The organism is Ideonella sp. (assembly GCF_041287625.1).
Classification (GTDB): Bacteria; Pseudomonadota; Gammaproteobacteria; order Burkholderiales; family Burkholderiaceae_C; genus Ideonella.
In genome coordinates this window covers 75,563-90,193 of record NZ_JBGGNH010000056.1, presented here as the reverse complement: position 1 = coordinate 90,193, position 14,631 = coordinate 75,563, and the positions used below count along the sequence as shown (strand labels likewise).

16 protein-coding genes are annotated in these 14,631 nt (G+C 69.4%); 12 read left to right on the top strand and 4 right to left on the bottom strand.

Annotation, left to right across the window (positions count from 1 at the left end; all coding sequences use genetic code 11):
* Positions 1-54 precede the first annotated feature (54 nt).
* The 12 genes from cobM to ACAH41_RS20755 are packed head-to-tail and all read left to right on the top strand — an operon-like array spanning position 55 to position 9,600.
* On the top strand, positions 55-903 hold the full coding sequence (cobM, locus tag ACAH41_RS20810) for a precorrin-4 C(11)-methyltransferase (RefSeq protein WP_325654274.1): 849 nt from the start codon (positions 55-57) through the stop codon (positions 901-903).
* Positions 900-1,913 (top strand): sirohydrochlorin chelatase, encoded by a 1,014-nt coding sequence (locus ACAH41_RS20805; RefSeq protein WP_325654273.1) that lies wholly within the window; start codon positions 900-902, stop codon positions 1,911-1,913. The genes cobM and ACAH41_RS20805 overlap by 4 nt, the downstream gene beginning before the upstream one ends.
* Positions 1,870-2,595 carry a precorrin-8X methylmutase gene (locus ACAH41_RS20800; protein ID WP_370538446.1) on the top strand — a complete coding sequence of 242 codons (726 nt, stop codon included), beginning with the start codon at positions 1,870-1,872 and terminating at the stop codon, positions 2,593-2,595. Before ACAH41_RS20805 ends, ACAH41_RS20800 begins: the two co-directional genes overlap by 44 nt.
* Positions 2,592-3,773, top strand: coding sequence for a cobalt-precorrin-5B (C(1))-methyltransferase (locus tag ACAH41_RS20795; protein ID WP_325654271.1), 1,182 nt, complete (start codon positions 2,592-2,594; stop codon positions 3,771-3,773). Before ACAH41_RS20800 ends, ACAH41_RS20795 begins: the two co-directional genes overlap by 4 nt.
* 8 nt (positions 3,774-3,781) lie before the next feature.
* Positions 3,782-5,167, top strand: a complete 1,386-nt coding sequence (gene cbiE, locus ACAH41_RS20790) for a precorrin-6y C5,15-methyltransferase (decarboxylating) subunit CbiE (protein WP_325654392.1) — start codon at positions 3,782-3,784, stop codon at positions 5,165-5,167.
* Positions 5,164-5,985, top strand: a complete 822-nt coding sequence (gene cobI, locus ACAH41_RS20785; RefSeq protein WP_325654268.1) for a precorrin-2 C(20)-methyltransferase — start codon at positions 5,164-5,166, stop codon at positions 5,983-5,985. Before cbiE ends, cobI begins: the two co-directional genes overlap by 4 nt.
* On the top strand, positions 5,978-6,733 hold the full coding sequence (locus ACAH41_RS20780; RefSeq protein WP_325654267.1) for a cobalamin biosynthesis central domain-containing protein: 756 nt from the start codon (positions 5,978-5,980) through the stop codon (positions 6,731-6,733). Before cobI ends, ACAH41_RS20780 begins: the two co-directional genes overlap by 8 nt.
* Complete coding sequence (locus tag ACAH41_RS20775; RefSeq protein WP_325654263.1) at positions 6,730-7,164, top strand: cobalamin biosynthesis protein; 435 nt, start codon at positions 6,730-6,732, stop codon at positions 7,162-7,164. Before ACAH41_RS20780 ends, ACAH41_RS20775 begins: the two co-directional genes overlap by 4 nt.
* A complete protein-coding gene (locus ACAH41_RS20770) occupies positions 7,161-7,355 on the top strand; it encodes a CbtB domain-containing protein (RefSeq protein WP_325654262.1) in 195 nt (64 codons plus the stop codon). The genes ACAH41_RS20775 and ACAH41_RS20770 overlap by 4 nt, the downstream gene beginning before the upstream one ends.
* Before the next feature lie 11 nt (positions 7,356-7,366).
* The gene (locus tag ACAH41_RS20765; RefSeq protein WP_325654261.1) at positions 7,367-8,194 is read left to right on the top strand and encodes a CbtA family protein; all 828 of its coding nucleotides are present in this window, start codon (positions 7,367-7,369) and stop codon (positions 8,192-8,194) included.
* Between the two features lie 18 nt (positions 8,195-8,212).
* Positions 8,213-9,232 carry a precorrin-3B C(17)-methyltransferase gene (gene cobJ / locus ACAH41_RS20760; protein ID WP_325654259.1) on the top strand — a complete coding sequence of 340 codons (1,020 nt, stop codon included), beginning with the start codon at positions 8,213-8,215 and terminating at the stop codon, positions 9,230-9,232.
* A complete protein-coding gene (locus tag ACAH41_RS20755; protein WP_325654258.1) occupies positions 9,229-9,600 on the top strand; it encodes an NAD(P)H-dependent oxidoreductase subunit E in 372 nt (123 codons plus the stop codon). The genes cobJ and ACAH41_RS20755 overlap by 4 nt, the downstream gene beginning before the upstream one ends.
* 98 nt (positions 9,601-9,698) lie before the next feature.
* Here the strand turns inward: ACAH41_RS20755 and ACAH41_RS20750 are convergent, their stop codons facing one another.
* From ACAH41_RS20750 to ACAH41_RS20735, 4 genes are read right to left on the bottom strand one after another with little or no spacing between them, the layout of a single operon-like run.
* Positions 9,699-10,766: a tartrate dehydrogenase gene (locus ACAH41_RS20750; protein ID WP_325654257.1), complete on the bottom strand. Its 1,068-nt coding sequence runs from the start codon at positions 10,764-10,766 to the stop codon at positions 9,699-9,701.
* A 30-nt stretch (positions 10,767-10,796) separates the two neighbouring features.
* Positions 10,797-11,597 carry a 4-hydroxy-2-oxoheptanedioate aldolase gene (gene hpaI / locus ACAH41_RS20745; protein WP_325654390.1) on the bottom strand — a complete coding sequence of 267 codons (801 nt, stop codon included), beginning with the start codon at positions 11,595-11,597 and terminating at the stop codon, positions 10,797-10,799.
* Positions 11,597-13,078, bottom strand: a complete 1,482-nt coding sequence (locus tag ACAH41_RS20740) for an NAD-dependent succinate-semialdehyde dehydrogenase (protein ID WP_325654256.1) — start codon at positions 13,076-13,078, stop codon at positions 11,597-11,599. Before ACAH41_RS20740 ends, hpaI begins: the two co-directional genes overlap by 1 nt.
* A 7-nt stretch (positions 13,079-13,085) precedes the next feature.
* Positions 13,086-14,615, bottom strand: a complete 1,530-nt coding sequence (locus tag ACAH41_RS20735) for an altronate dehydratase family protein (RefSeq protein WP_325654255.1) — start codon at positions 14,613-14,615, stop codon at positions 13,086-13,088.
* Between the last annotated feature and the right edge of the window lie 16 nt (positions 14,616-14,631).

Here is a 14,631-nt window from a genome sequence, read left to right as displayed (position 1 = left end):
TTCGTCCTGCGCTTTGCAGCGCCATGCCCGGTGGGGGCGACGGAGGAAGACAAGATGCAGTTGGCACCCGATGCGCCGGCACCCGAGCGGCCTGTGGCCGCCGCACGCCTGGGCACGGTGTGGTTCGTCGGCGCCGGCCCGGGTGACCCGGACCTAATCACGGTCAAGGGCCGCGCGCTGGTCGAACGCGCCGGCGCCATCCTGTTTGCCGGCTCGCTGGTCAGCGAGGCCGCCACGCGCTGGGCGCCCGAAGGCTGCGAGATCGCCGACTCCAAGGACATGACGCTGGGCCAGATGGTGGCCTGGCTGAGCGAGCGCGCCGGCCGCCACGCCACCGTGCTGCGCCTGCAGACCGGCGACCCGGCGCTGTACGGCACCTTGATCGAGGTGGTGCAGCCGCTGGACGCCGCCGGCATCCCCATCGGCGTGGTGCCAGGCGTTTCGTCGGCCATGGCTTCGGCTGCGGCGGCGGTCGAGAGCTTCACGCTGCCCGAGGTCACGCAGACCACCATCTTTACCCGCGTGGAAGGCCGCACGCCGATGCCGGCCGGCGAATCGCTGGCCGAGCTGGCGGCGCACCGGTGCACGCTGTGCATCTTCCTGTCCATCACCTTGCTGCACAAGGTCGAGGCCGGGCTGCGTGAAGCCGGCTGGCCGGAAGACGCGCCGGTGCTGGTGGTGCACAAGGCCAGCTGGCCGGGTGAAGAGCGCATCGTGCGCGGCACGGTCGCCACCATCAAGCAGCTCTGCCGCGAGGCCGGCATCGTCAGCCAGGCCATGGTCATCGCCAGCCCCACGCTGGGCGCACGCGGCTGGGCCGAACTCACCAAATCCAAGCTGTACGACGCCACGTTCACGCACCGCTTCCGGCGCGCGAGCGAAGCCACGAAGGAAACCTCATGAACGACATCGTGCCCATCGCACTGCAAACCGCCGCGCACACTCACGCCACGCTGACCGATACGGTCCTGATCATTGGCCATGGCTCGCGTGAGCGCAGCGGCAATGACGAGATCGAGCTGTTCGCCGCGCAATGGCGCGCCAAGCACCCGGAATGGCGCATCGAGGTCTGCTTCATCGAGTTCGCCGAGGTGATGCTGGAGGCCGGCCTGCGACGCGCCGCCCAGGGCAGCCGGCGCGTGCTGGTGCTGCCGCTGATCCTCAACGCGGCCGGCCACGCGAAGATGGAAATCCCGGAGCACATCGCCGAGGCGCGGGCCGAAAACCCGGGCGTGCAGTTCCTCTACGCGCCGCACCTGGGCGCCGGTGAGCCAATCCTGAAAATCCTCCGCCGCCAGTTGCGCAGCGCGATGAACACGCTGGACATGCCGGACCCCACCGGCACCGGCGTGATCGTGCTGGGCCGCGGCTCTTCGGACCGCGGCGCCAATGGCGAGCTGGCCAAGATGGCGCGCTGGCTGCTGGAAGAGACCGACCACGAACTGGTGGACCTGGCCTTCACCGGCATCACCTGGCCGCGGCTGGAAAAAGTGGTGCAGCGCCAGGCGCTGCTGGGCATGCGGCAGATCGTCGTGCTGCCGTATTACCTGTTCACCGGCACGCTGGTGCAGCGCATTGGCCGGCAGATCGAGCACCTGCGGCTGCAGTACCCGCAAGTGCGTTTTGCCAGCGGCCACTACTTCGGCTTCGAGCCCGAGATCTTCGGGCTGATGGACCAGCGCGTGCACGACCTGCTGGACGGCACGCCCGAAGCGCTGATGCCTTGCGACGGCTGCAAGTTCCGCCTGTTCGCCGAGGAACACGGCCAGGGCCACCATCACCATGACGACGGCCACGTGCCGGCGGCGCATGACCACGATCACGCGCACCCGCATGACCACGGGCACGAGCATCCGCACGAACATGCGCATGACCACGCCTCACACGACCACGCGGGCCACAGCCATGCCTGAGATCCCGAACGGCAACGTCGTCACCGAGCAGCTGACCGCGGCCGGCCGTGCCATCGAGCACGACTCGTTTGCGGTGATCGACGCCGAGGTCGGACCGCAGGCCTTCTACACACCGGCGCAGTGGGCCATCGTGCGCCGCATGATCCACGCCAACGCCGACTTCGACTTCAACGGCCTGACCGACTTCCACCCTGACGCAGTGACAGCCGGCCTGCGCGCGGTGCGGGCCGGCGGCGCGCCGGTGGTGGCGGACGTGGAGATGATCTGCGTCGGCCTCTCGCGCCCGAGGCTGGCCCACTTCGGCATGGCCACGCACCAGTTCATCAGCGACGCGGACGTGATCGCCCTGGCCACGGACCAGGGCACCACGCGCGCGGTGCAGGCCATGCGCAAGGCGCACCGCCAGGGCTTGCTGGACGGCGCCATCGTCGGCATCGGCAATGCGCCCACGGCCTTGATCGAGCTGGTGCGGCTGATCCGCGAAGAGGGCGCGAAGCCGGCGCTGGTCGTCGGCATGCCGGTGGGCTTTGTCTCGGCCGCCGAGTCCAAGGACCTGATGGCCACCGTGAACGAGGTGCCGTGGATCGTGATCCGCGGACGCAAGGGCGGCTCGACGCTGGTGGTCGCGGCCATCCATGCGCTGCTCGGTCTCGCCGAAGCGCAGGAGCGAAGCCCGTCATGATGGAAAAAACCGCCAAGCGCGGCACCCGCACGGGCTTCACCACCGGCGCCTGCTCGGCGGCGGCGGCGCGCGCAGCGGTGCTGGGCCTGGTGGACGGCGAGGTGCCGGCCGAGGTGGATTGCGACCTGCCCAACGGCCAGCGGGTGCGATTCGCGGTCACCGAGCCGCGCTGCGAAGGCCAGGGCTGGGACCGGCGCGCGCATGCGGTGGTCATCAAGGACGCCGGCGACGACCCGGACTGCACCGACAAGGCCTGGCTCACCGCCGACGTGGCGCTGCGCCCCGAGCTGCCCGGCCAGGTGCTGCTGCTGGGCGGCTTTGGCGTTGGCACCGTCACGTTGCCGGGCCTGGGCCTGGCGGTCGGCGGCCCGGCCATCAACCCGGTGCCGCGGCAGAACATCGAGGCCAATGTGCGCACTGCCGCCGGCGCGTTGCTGGACGAATGCGGCCTGGCCGTGACCATCTCGGTGCCGCAAGGCCTGGACATGGCCAGGAAGACGCTGAACGCGCGGCTGGGCATCCTCGGCGGCATTTCCATCCTCGGCACCACCGGCATCGTGCGGCCGTATTCCACGGCAGCCTACCGGGCCAGCGTGGTGCAGGGCGTGGAAGTGGCGGCCACCACCGGCGCCGGCATGGTGGTGCTGACCACCGGCGGCCGGACCGAGAAGTTCGCCATTGCCGAGCGGCCGGGCCTGCCCGAGGCCTGCTTCGTGCAGATGGGCGACTTCCTGCGCTACGCGCTGGACACCTCGGTCAAGGTCGGCCTGAAGCACATCGTCATCGGCGGCATGGTCGGCAAGCTGACCAAGATCGCCCAGGGCGAAACGATTACCCACGCCAACCGGGCCGAGGTTGACACCGGCCTGCTGGCCGAACTGGCTGCCCGCATCGGCGCGCCGCCGGACGAATGCGCGGCGATTGCTGCGGCAGAGACGGCACGCTTCGCCTCCGAGCGCATGACCGCACTGGGCCTGCTGGGGCCTTTCCACCAGGCTCTGGCGGAGAAGGTCGTCAGCACCGTGATCGGCCGCTACCCGGGCCGCTTCCAGCTCGACGTGCTGGTCTGCGATTTCGACGGCGTGAAGATCGCCGAGGCCAGCTCCGGCCCACTCGTTTCAGACTCAGCTCTGCCCGCGTTTGAACCCGAATTCGATCCCGCTGGGGAGGACGATTGACCATGCAGATGGAACACCTGCCACCGCCACGTTGCCGCATCGTCGGCGTGCTGGACGATGGCGCCGCCAGCCTGGCACCACCGGCATTGCAGGCGCTGGCCGAGGCGGATCTGGTGATCGGCGCGCGCCGCACGCTGGCGCTGCTGGAAGCCCGCATCTCGCCCGAGGCCGAGCGCCGCGAGCTGGCCGGCCTGGCCGCGGTGGTCGAGCAGATCCGCGAGGCGCAGGCGCGCGGCCAGCGCTGCGTGCTGCTGGCCACCGGCGACCCGCTGTGCCATGGCATTGCCGGCTACCTGGCGATGAAGCTGTGCCTGGACGCGATCGAGGTGCTGCCCAACGTCTCCACCATCCAGCTGGCCTGCGCCCGCGTCGGCCTGGTCTGGCAGGACCTGAAGATCGTCAGCATCCATTCGAAAGACGCCGGTGAATGGCTTGTCGGCGCGGACCCGAGCCACGGCCTCTACGCACTGGCCCAGGCGCTGCGTCGCCACGAACGGCTGGCGCTGCTGACCAGCCCGGCCAACAGCCCGGACCGCGTCGCCCGCTTGCTGCTGGCCGAAGGCCTGGGCGAGGACTTCCAGCTCGCGGTGGCCGAGCGCCTGCTGCTGCCGGACGAGAAGATCCACAGCGGCCTCAGCGCCGCTCAGGCCGCCGGGATGACGTTTGCCGAACCGAACGTGATGCTGCTGTGGCGCCACCAGGCCCGGCCGCGGCCGGTCAGCTTCGGCCTGCCCGATGCGGCCTACGAACAGCGGCAGCCCGACAAAGGCTTGATCACCAAGCAGGAGGTGCGGGCGGTGTCGCTGGCGCGGCTGCAGCTGCGCGCGGACAGCATCGTCTGGGACATTGGCGCGGGCTCCGGCTCGGTGGGGATCGAGGCCGCGCGGCTGTGCCCGGAAGGCCATGTCTGGGCCATCGAGAAAAACGAGGCCGACGTGGCCATTGCCGGGCGCAACCGCGCCAGCTTCGGCGTGGCCAACCACACGCTGGTGCACGGCAAGGCGCCCGAGCAGCTGGACGGCTGGGCCGACCCGGACGCCGTCTTCATCGGCGGCTCCGGCGGCGAGCTGGCCGAGCTGATCGCGCTGTGCCTGCACCGCCTGCGCAGCGGCGGCTGGCTGGTGATGAACTTCGTGACGCTGGAAAACCTCGCCACCGCCACCGCGACGCTGAAGGCTTTGAACGGCGAGGTCGAGGAAGCGCCGGGCCGCCCCAAGCTTCCGAGTTCCCCCTCGGGGGGGCGGACGCCTTCAGGCGGCCTTGGGGGCCTTATTTCATGGGATGTCTTGCAACTGCAAGCGGCACGCAGCAAGCCCATCCTGCACATGAACCGCATGGCGGCCGAGAACCCGGTGTGGATCGTCTGCGCGCAGAAGGCGCAGGTGGGCGCATGACCGGCACCCTGTTCGGGGTGTCGCTTGGCCCCGGCGACCCGGAGCTGATGACGCGCCGCGCGTTTGCTTTGCTGCAGCGGCCGGATGCTGTATGGACCTGGCCGATCCGCAGTGGCAAGAGCGAAAGCTATGCGCTCGCGATTGCGTCGCGTGCCGGGCTCACACCGCCCGCCGCCAGCGCGGGCGAGTCGCAGGCACTGCTGTTCCCGATGACGCACGACGGCGAGAAGCTCGGCCGGGCCTGGCTGCGTGCGGCGCAGACGGTGCTGCCGCTGCTGCAGGCCGGGCGCGACGTGCTGTTCCTGGTCGAGGGCGATGCGTCCACCTACGCCACCTTCGGCCACTTGGCGCAGACGGTGAAGGCGATGGCGCCCGAGGTGGCGGTGGAGATCGTGCCCGGCGTGCCCAGCTTCATCGCCAGCTGCGCCGAGCTGGGCCAGCCGCTGGCCGAGCAGGACGACACCGTGGCCATCGTGCCGGCGGCCTATGGCGTGGACCTGGTCGAGCGCCTGCTGGACGACTTCGACACGCTGGTGCTGATGAAGGTCAAGCCGCTGCTGGACGAGCTGATCGCGCTGTTTGAGCGGCGCGGCCTGCTGGACCGGGTCTGCTTCGTCGAGAAGGCCGGCGCGCCGGAAGAGCGCGTGGTGCGCGACATCACCACGCTGCGCGGCGAAAAGGTCAATTACCTCTCGTTGCTGATCGTGCAGAACCCGCTGCGCCAGCGTGGCGAGCGCATCAAGGGCTGCAAGAAGAAAACCCCCGCGGCGACGGCCCAGCCGGCCGAAGCGGACACCGAGGAAATGGCCGATGACTGAAACTGAAAATCCCGCTGTGCGCATTGCGCTGGTGGCCATCACCAAGCACGGCGCCGCACAGGTCGCTTCGCTGGCCCGCGCATTGCCCAAAGCTGAGGTCTGCGTGGCCGCGAAGTTTGCCGACGCGATGGCTGGCCTCGCCAATCCCGTGCTGGCCTACAGCGGCGCCTTCAAGGACGAGATCGCCGGCCTGTTCCAGCGCTTCGACCAGATCGTGTTCTTCGTCTCGCTGGGTGCGGTGGTGCGGCTGATCGCGCCGCACCTGAAGAGCAAGGACGAGGACCCGGGAGTGGTCGTCGTGGACGACGCCGGCCAGTTCGTGATTCCGGTGCTTTCTGGCCACGTGGGAGGCGCCAATGCGATGGCGGAAAAGGTCGCCGCGCTGCTGCAGGCCACGCCGGTGCTGACCACCGCTTCGGACGTGGGCAAGACCATCCCGGTCGACATCCTGGGCCGCGAGCTGGGCTGGCGCGTCGAGGCGCCGAAGTTGAACATCACGCGGGTCTCGGCGGCGGTCGTCAACCAGGAGCCGGTGGCCTTTGTGCAGGAAGCCGGCAGCCCGCACTGGTGGACCCGCCCGACGCCGCTGCCTGCCAACATCCACCGCTTCGACCGCTTCGAGGAAGTGGACCTGGCCCGCTTCGCCGCGGTGCTGTGGGTCACGCATGCAGAGGTGCCTGAATCACGATGGCAGCAGCTGAGCGAGAAGCTGGTGGTCTATCGGCCGCCGGTCGAGGCCACGGCATGAAACTGTCCCTGGGCCTGGGTTGCGACCGCGGCACATCGCGCGAGACGCTGGCGCAGGCCATCGACCTCGCGCTGGCGCAGCTCGGTGCGAGCCTGTCCGACGTGGCCGCTGTCGCCAGCATCACGCTGAAGGCCGACGAGCCCGGGCTGCTGGCGCTGGCCGCCGAGCATGGCTGGTCGGTCCACTTTTATGCACCCGAAGAGCTGGCTGCGGTGAACGTACCCAATCCCTCCGAAACCGTGCGCCGCCACACCGGCACACCGTCCGTCAGCGAAGCCGCCGCGCTGCTGGCTGCCGGTGCGGCCGATGCCAGCGCGCTGCGCGTCGAGAAGCTGCGCCACCGTGGCGCCGATGGGCGCAATGCCACGGTGTCGGTCGCCCGCCTCGCCACCCAACCCCATTTTTCCCCGTCCCTCAAGGAGCTGACATGAACACCACCACGACGCTGAACCCCACCACCTTCGGTACCCAGGCCCTGACCGGCGCCCACCTCGCGCGCCAGCTCGCTGCCGCAGCACTGCTGGGCCTGGTGATGCTGTACGGCGTGGCCTTTGCCGACAGCCCGCTGGCGCACAACGCCGCGCACGACGTGCGCCACGTGACCGTGCGGCCTTGCCACTGAGCGGGGCGAGCATGCTGCTGCGACGCTTGATCTGGTGCGCGCTGGCGCTGGCGCTGGCCGTGGGCAGCCTGCAGTTTGCGCTGCAGCGCTGGCAGGCCGTGCCGCTGATATTGGCGGCCGAGGTGTTCGAAGAGCAGAAGGCGGAAGCGCCGGAAGCGGCCGAACATGAACATGCCCACGCCGACGCCGACGCCCACGACCATGCGCATGAAGAGGTGCACGAACACGCGCATGACCACGGCGCCGGGGCCTGGGAGCCCGCCGACGGTGTCGAGCGTGGCTTCTGGACCTGGGTCGCCAACGTGCTGAACGCGATGGCGATGGCGCTGCTGGTGCTGGTCGTCGCTTCGGTCGCCGTCTGGCGCCGCGCCGCGCCTGTGGGCTGGCGAACGCTGGCCGCCATTGCCGCGGCCGGCTGGCTCAGCCTGCACTTCTGGCCCTCGCTCGGCCTGCCGGCCGAACTGCCTGGCATGGACGCACCGGCGCTGCACCAGCGCCAGGCCTGGTGGCTGCTGAGCGCCGCCAGTGCCGCGGGCGCCTGCGCGTTGCTGGGCTTTGGCAGCCGCGCCTGGCGCTGGCCGGCCGCGGCCGCGCTGCTGGCGCTGCCCTTCCTGGTCGGCGCGCCGCAGGGCGGGGACGCACTGGCCGGCTTCAGCGGCAATGCGCGCGAGCAGATGCAGTCGCTGGAACAGCAGTTCGTCTGGGCCACGGCTTGGCTGGCGCTGGCCTTCTGGGCCTCGCTGGGCGCCGCGGCGTTGCCGCTGTTCCGACGCTTCCTGCAGCCCTTGTTGCTCGCCGGCCGCAGTGGCGCCGCGCAGCCGCTGGCGGCTCGCGCCTGACCTTGATTCGGAGCAATGATGACGACCGAGATCGATTCCCCTGAAGTGGCGCCAAGCACCGCCGGCAAGATCATGCTGGTGGGCATCGGCCCGGGCAGCCAGGCCCACATGACCGCCCGCGCCCGCGAGGCGATTGCCGAGGCCGACGTGGTGATCGGCTACGTCACCTACATCAAGCTGGTGGCCGAGCTGCTGGAAGGCAAGGAGGTTGTGCGCAAAGGCATGACCGAGGAGCTGGACCGGGCCGTCAGCGCGCTGGAAGCGGCGCGCGCCGGCAAGAAAGTGGCGCTCATTTCGTCGGGCGACGCGGGCGTGTACGGCATGGCCGGCCCGACCTTCGAGGTGCTGTTCCAGGCCGGCTGGACGCCGGACGACGAGGTGAAGGTCGAGATCGTGCCCGGTGCCTCGGCGCTGAACGCCTGCGCGGCCCTGGTCGGCGCGCCGCTGACGCACGACTTCTGCGCCATCTCATTGAGTGACCTCTTGACGCCGTGGCCGGTGATCGCGCGCCGGCTGGATGCGGTTGCCAGTGCCGACTTCGTGGTTGCGCTTTACAACCCGAAGAGCGGCCGCCGCACGCGGCAGATCGTCGAGGCCCAGCGCCTGTTCCTGCGCCACCGCCGGGCCGACACGCCGGTGGCCATCGTCAAGAGCGCCTACCGCCGCCGCGAGCGCATCGAGTTCACCACGTTGGACAGGATGGCCGAGGCCGACATCGGCATGCTGACCACGGTGCTGATCGGCAACAGCCACACCTTCGTGCGCCACGGCCTGATGGTCACGCCGCGCGGCTATGCCAACAAGTACGACCTGGACGCCGGCGGCGACACCCGCGAAGGCGAAAAGCCCGGCCGCTCGCTGTCCACCGGCCTGCTGGGCTGGCTGGACACGCTGCAGGCCGAACACGCCGCCGGCGAGAGCGCCGAGGCACTGGCACTGCGCCACCGGTTGCCGCTGGACTACATCGTCTCGACCTTGGCCGAGCCGGTCGCGGCGGCGGAACTGGCCGAGGCCGCCGCCACAGGAGACGAAGCATGAGCGACGCACCTGGGACCGCCGACAGCGCGGCCACGGTTACGAAACCCAAGATCGGCGCCTACCGCCGCCACCTGCTGGTCTGCACCGGCACCCGCTGCACCGCCAACGGTGAGTCGCAGCAGCTGTTCGACAGCCTGGGCGACAAGTTCAAGGCGGCAGGACTGAACGACGGCGAGCTGCGTGTCAAACGCAGCCGCGTCAGCTGCTTCGCCGCCTGCAAGGGGGGGCCGGTGATGTGCGTGCAACCGGATGGCACTTGGTACTACAACGTCACTCCCGCCAACATGGACCGCATCATCGAACAGCACTTGGTCGGCGGCGAGGTGGTGGAGGATCTGGTGTTTCACCAGGGGCCGACGGGGCAGTGACCGGTCGGTGCCATGTTTACTGCGCAGCAAACATGAGCAAATCGCCTAATCTGGTCCGATCCAAAAGAGGCCGTGCCTCGCTGCCAAGCCCCGTGCTGCTAGGCGATCAGTGCGGCGATGGCCTTGCCCATTTCGGTGGTGGACGCCTGGCCGCCGAGGTCCCGGGTGCGCGGGCCGCTGGAGAGGGTCTGCTCGATGGCATGGACGATCGCGTCGTGGGCGGCGCGGTGGCCCAGGAAATCCAGCATCAGCGCACCGGACCAGATCATGGCGACCGGGTTGGCAATGTTCTGGCCAAAGATGTCTGGCGCCGAACCATGCACCGGCTCGAAGAGTGACGGGAAGCGGCGCTCCGGGTTCAGGTTGGCCGAGGGCGCCAGGCCGATGGTGCCGGTGGTCGCAGGCCCCAGGTCGGAAAGAATGTCGCCGAACAGGTTGCTGGCCACGACCACGTCGAAGCGGCCAGGCTGTAGCACGAAGCGGGCGCTGAGGATGTCGATGTGCTGCTTGTCGACGCTGACGGCCGGGTAGGCCTTGGCCATCTCGTCTGCGCGCCCGTCCCACCAGGGCATGGAGATGGCGATGCCGTTGCTCTTGGTGGCGACGGTCAGGTGCTTTCGCGGCCGCTGCTGGGCCAGCTCGAAGGCGTACTTGAGCACGCGGTCGGTGCCGAAGCGCGAGTAGACCGACTCCTGGATGACGATCTCGCGTTCGGTGCCGGCATACATCACGCCGCCGAGGTTGGTGTACTCGCCTTCGGTGTTCTCGCGCACCACCAGGTAGTCGATCTCGCCGGGCTTGCGGCCTGCCAGCGGGCAGGGCACGCCGTCGAACAGGCGCACCGGGCGCAGGTTGATGTACTGGTCGAACTCGCGCCGGAATTTCAACAGCGAGCCCCATAGCGAGATGTGGTCGGGCACGGTGGCGGGCCAGCCCGCAGCGCCGAAATAGACCGCATCCATGCCGCTGAGCCTGGCCTTCCAGTCGTCAGGCATCATCTGGCCATGGTCCGCGTAGTAGTCGCAACTGGCCCATTCGATGGGCGTGAAGGCCAACGGAATGTCAAAGCGCCGGGCGGCAGCTTCCAGCACGCGCAGGCCTTCGGGCATCACTTCCTTGCCGATGCCGTCGCCGGGAATCACGGCGATCTTCAGTGTCTTGCTCATCTGTGGATTCTTTCGATTCGTTCGAGTCAATCAATAGGGGCCTGTGCCGCTGGCAAGCGGCGGGCCGCCCAGGCCAAATTCGGCAGCGCGCTGGCGCACGGCATTGACCATCAGTGTCACGTCGATGCCCACCGCCACGAAGCGCGCGCCCAGGTCCAGGTAGCGGCGCGCTGCCGCCACGTCGCCGGTGAGCGTGCCGGCGGCCTTGCCGCTGGCGCAGATGCGGCGGATCGCGTCGTCGATGGCGGCCTGCACTTCAGGGTGCTGCGGCTGGCCGAGATGGCCCATCGACGCGGCCAGGTCGGCAGGCCCAATGAAGACGCCGTCCACGCCGTCCACCGCGCAGATCGCCTCCAGGTTCGCCAGCGCGGTGACGGTCTCGGCCTGCACCAGCAGGCAGACCTCGTCATTGGCGCGGTGTACGTAGTCGGCCCGCGCGCCCCAGCGCGACACCCGCGCCACCGCAGCCCCCACGCCGCGCATGCCTTGCGGCGGGTAGCGCGTGGCGGCGACGATGGCGCGCGCCTGCTCGGGCGTGTCCACCATCGGAACCAGCAGGTTCTGGGCGCCGATGTCCAGCAACTGCTTGATCAGCGCGGGCTCGCTGTTCACACTGCGCAGCACCGGCTGGCCGCGGTACGGCGCCACCGCCTGCAACTGGGCCAGGCTGGCGCGCACATCGTTGGGCGCGTGTTCACCATCGATCAGCAGCCAGTCGAAGCCGGCGGTTGCACAGATTTCTGCGCTGTAGGGATGGGCCATGGACAGCCACAGGCCGATTTGCGGCTCGCCGCGGGCCAGCGCAGCCTTGAAAGGGTTGCCGGCGGCGATCATGCCAACCCTCCCTGGCAGAGGTACTTGATGTGCATGTAGTCGTCCAGGCCGTGGCGCGAGCCTTCGCGGCCATAGCCGGACTCCTTGACGCCGCCGAAGGGGGCGGCTTCGGCGGCAATCGCGCCTTCGTTGATGCCGACGATGCCGCACTCCAGCGCGCTGGCCACCCGGGCAATGCGGCGCACGTCCTGCGAATAGAAGTACGCCGCCAGCCCGAAGGGCGTGTCGTTCGCGTCCCGCAGCACCTCGTCCTCCTGTTCAAAGCGGAACAGCGGCACGACCGGGCCGAAGGTCTCTTCGGCACACAGCGCGGCGGCCTTGGTGGCGCCGGCCAGCACCGTGGGCGCGACATAGTTGGGGCCCAGCTCTTCCCGCACGCGGTGGCCGCCGACCAGAACCCTGCCGCCATTGGCCACGGCGTCGTCGATGTGGCGCAGGATCTTGTCAACGGCGCGCGCATTGATCATCGGCCCGATCTGGCTGTCGGCCTCGGTGGCCGGGCCCACGCGCAAGGCGCCCACCTGGGCCGCCAGCTTGTCGGCAAAGGCTTCGAACACGCCGGCCTGCACATAGACGCGGTTCGGGCAGACGCAGGTCTGGCCGCCATTGCGGAATTTGGCGGCCATCAGGCCCTGGACCGCCGCGTCCAGCTCGGCGTCGTCGAACACGATGAAGGGGGCGTTGCCGCCCAGCTCCAGCGAGAGCTTCTTGAGGGTCGCCGCCGACTCGCGCGCCAGGTGCTTGCCCACCGGCGTGGAGCCGGTGAAGCTGATCTTGCGCACGCGCCCATCGGCCAGCCAGGCGTCGACCACAGCCGGGGTGTGGTCGCGCGAGGCGCAGACGATGTTGAGCACGCCGGCCGGCATGCCGGCCTGCTCAGCCAGGCGCACCAGGGCCAGGGCCGTCAGCGGCGTGTCCTCGGCTGGCTTGGCCAGCACGCTGCAGCCCGCAGCCAGGGCCGGCGCGATCTTGCGGGCGATCATCGCCGCCGGGAAGTTCCACGGCGTGATGACCGCGACCACGCCCACCGGTTCCTTGACCGCGAACATCTGCCGGCCGGCCACCGGCGGCGCGATCACGTCGCCGCAGATGCGCACGGCTTCTTCGGCAAACCATTCCACATAGCTGGCCGCGTACAGCACCTCGGCCCGGCCTTCGGCCAGCGGCTTGCCCTGCTCGCGCGAGATCAGGCGGGCCAGGTCCTCCTGGTTCGCCAGGATCAGGGCCAGCCAGCGCTTGATGAGCTGGGCCCGGGCCTTGGCGGGGGTGGCGCGCCAGGCCGGGAAGGCCGCGTGGGCGGCATCGGCCGCCTGTTGCGCGTCTTCGGCGGTGCTGTCGGGCACCTCGACGATCAGGTGCTGGTTGGCCGGGTCGGTCACCGCCAGCGTGGCGCCGGCGGCAGCGGCGCGCCATGTGCCGGCAATGAAGTTCTGGCTGCGCAGCAATGCGCCGTCGTGCAGGGTCAGGTCGTTTTGCATCGGATGTTCAGCTCACTATTCCAAGATGCCAGGGGACGAACTCATGGTCGCCCAGGCCGAGTTTTTCGCTGCAGGTGGCTTCGCCAGAGGCCGCGCGCAGGATGTGCGCGAAGATCTGTTGCCCCATCTCTGCGATGTCGAGCTTGCCGTCGATGACCAACCCGCAGTTGATATCCATGTCTTCGCTCAGCCGCTCGAACATCGGGGTGTTGGAGGCCAGCTTGAGGGTAGGCGCCGGCTTGGAGCCGAACATCGAGCCGCGGCCGGTGGTGAAGCAGATCAGGTTCGCGCCGCTGGCAATCTGGCCGGTGGTCGCCACCGGGTCGTAGCCGGGCGAGTCCATGAAGACAAAGCCGGTTTCGGTGATGGGCTCGGCGTACTCGTAGACCGCACGCAGTGGCGTGGTGCCGGCCTTCATCGCCGAGCCCAGCGATTTCTCGACGATGTTGGCCAGCCCGCCGGCCTGGTTCCCAGGGCCCACCACGCCGTTGAACTGGCCGTTGTGGCCGGCGGTGTAGCGTTTCCACCAGTCCAGCCGTGCCAGCAGCTTGCGACCCACGGCCTCGCTGACCGCCCGGCGCGTCAGCAGATGCTCCACGCCGTGGATCTCCGGCGTTTCGGACAGGATCGCGGTGCCGCCATGGGCCACCAGGATGTCCATCGCCGCGCCCAGCGCGGGATTGGCGCTGATGCCGGAAAAGCCATCCGAGCCGCCGCATTCCAGGCCGATCTTCAGGTGGCTGGCAGGCACCGGCACGCGCTGGATGTCATTGGCCGCCGGCAGCATGGCCTGCACGGCGGCGATGCCTGCCGCGATGGTGGCGCGGGTGCCGCCCGCCTGCTGCATCACCAGGCTCTGCAGTTGCCGGCTTTCATTCAGGCCCTGCGAGGCCATCAATTCAGGCACCTGATTTCGCTCGCAGCCCAGCCCCACGACGACGACGCCCGCCAGGTTCGGGTGGCGCGCATAGCCGGCCAGGGTGCGCCGCAGCACGTCGAAGTGTTCGCTGGGCGAGGACATGCCGCAGCCGCTGGTCTGGGCGAATGCGACGACACCGTCCACGTTCGGATAGGCCGCGAGCCGCTCCGGCGTGAACCACTCGGCCACCTTGTGGATCACGGTGGAGGAGCAGTTCACCGAGGCGATCAGGCCGATGTAGTTGCGCGTGGCGACCCGGCCGTCGGCGCGCACGATGCCCAGGAAGGTCGCGCGCTCGGCTTCGGGCAGCAGCGCCACGGGACGCAGGTCGGTGCCGAATTCCCAGGCGAAGCCCTCGCGTTCCTCGTGGCGGATGTTGTGCGTGTGCAGGTACTCGCCTGCCTCGAGCGCGCGGGCCGCGAAGCCGATCACGGTGTCGTACTTGAGGATGGGCTCGCCCTCGGCGATGGCGCGGGCGGCGATCTTGTGCCCGGCCGGCACCTGGGCGCGGGCTCGCAGCTGGAGGCCGCCCAAGGCCTCGCCCAGCGCAATGGGGCGCCGGGCAATCAGCACGTTGTCACGGTCGTGCAGGCGGATCAATGGTGCGTCGTCTTGCATGGGGTGTTGGAGGCGG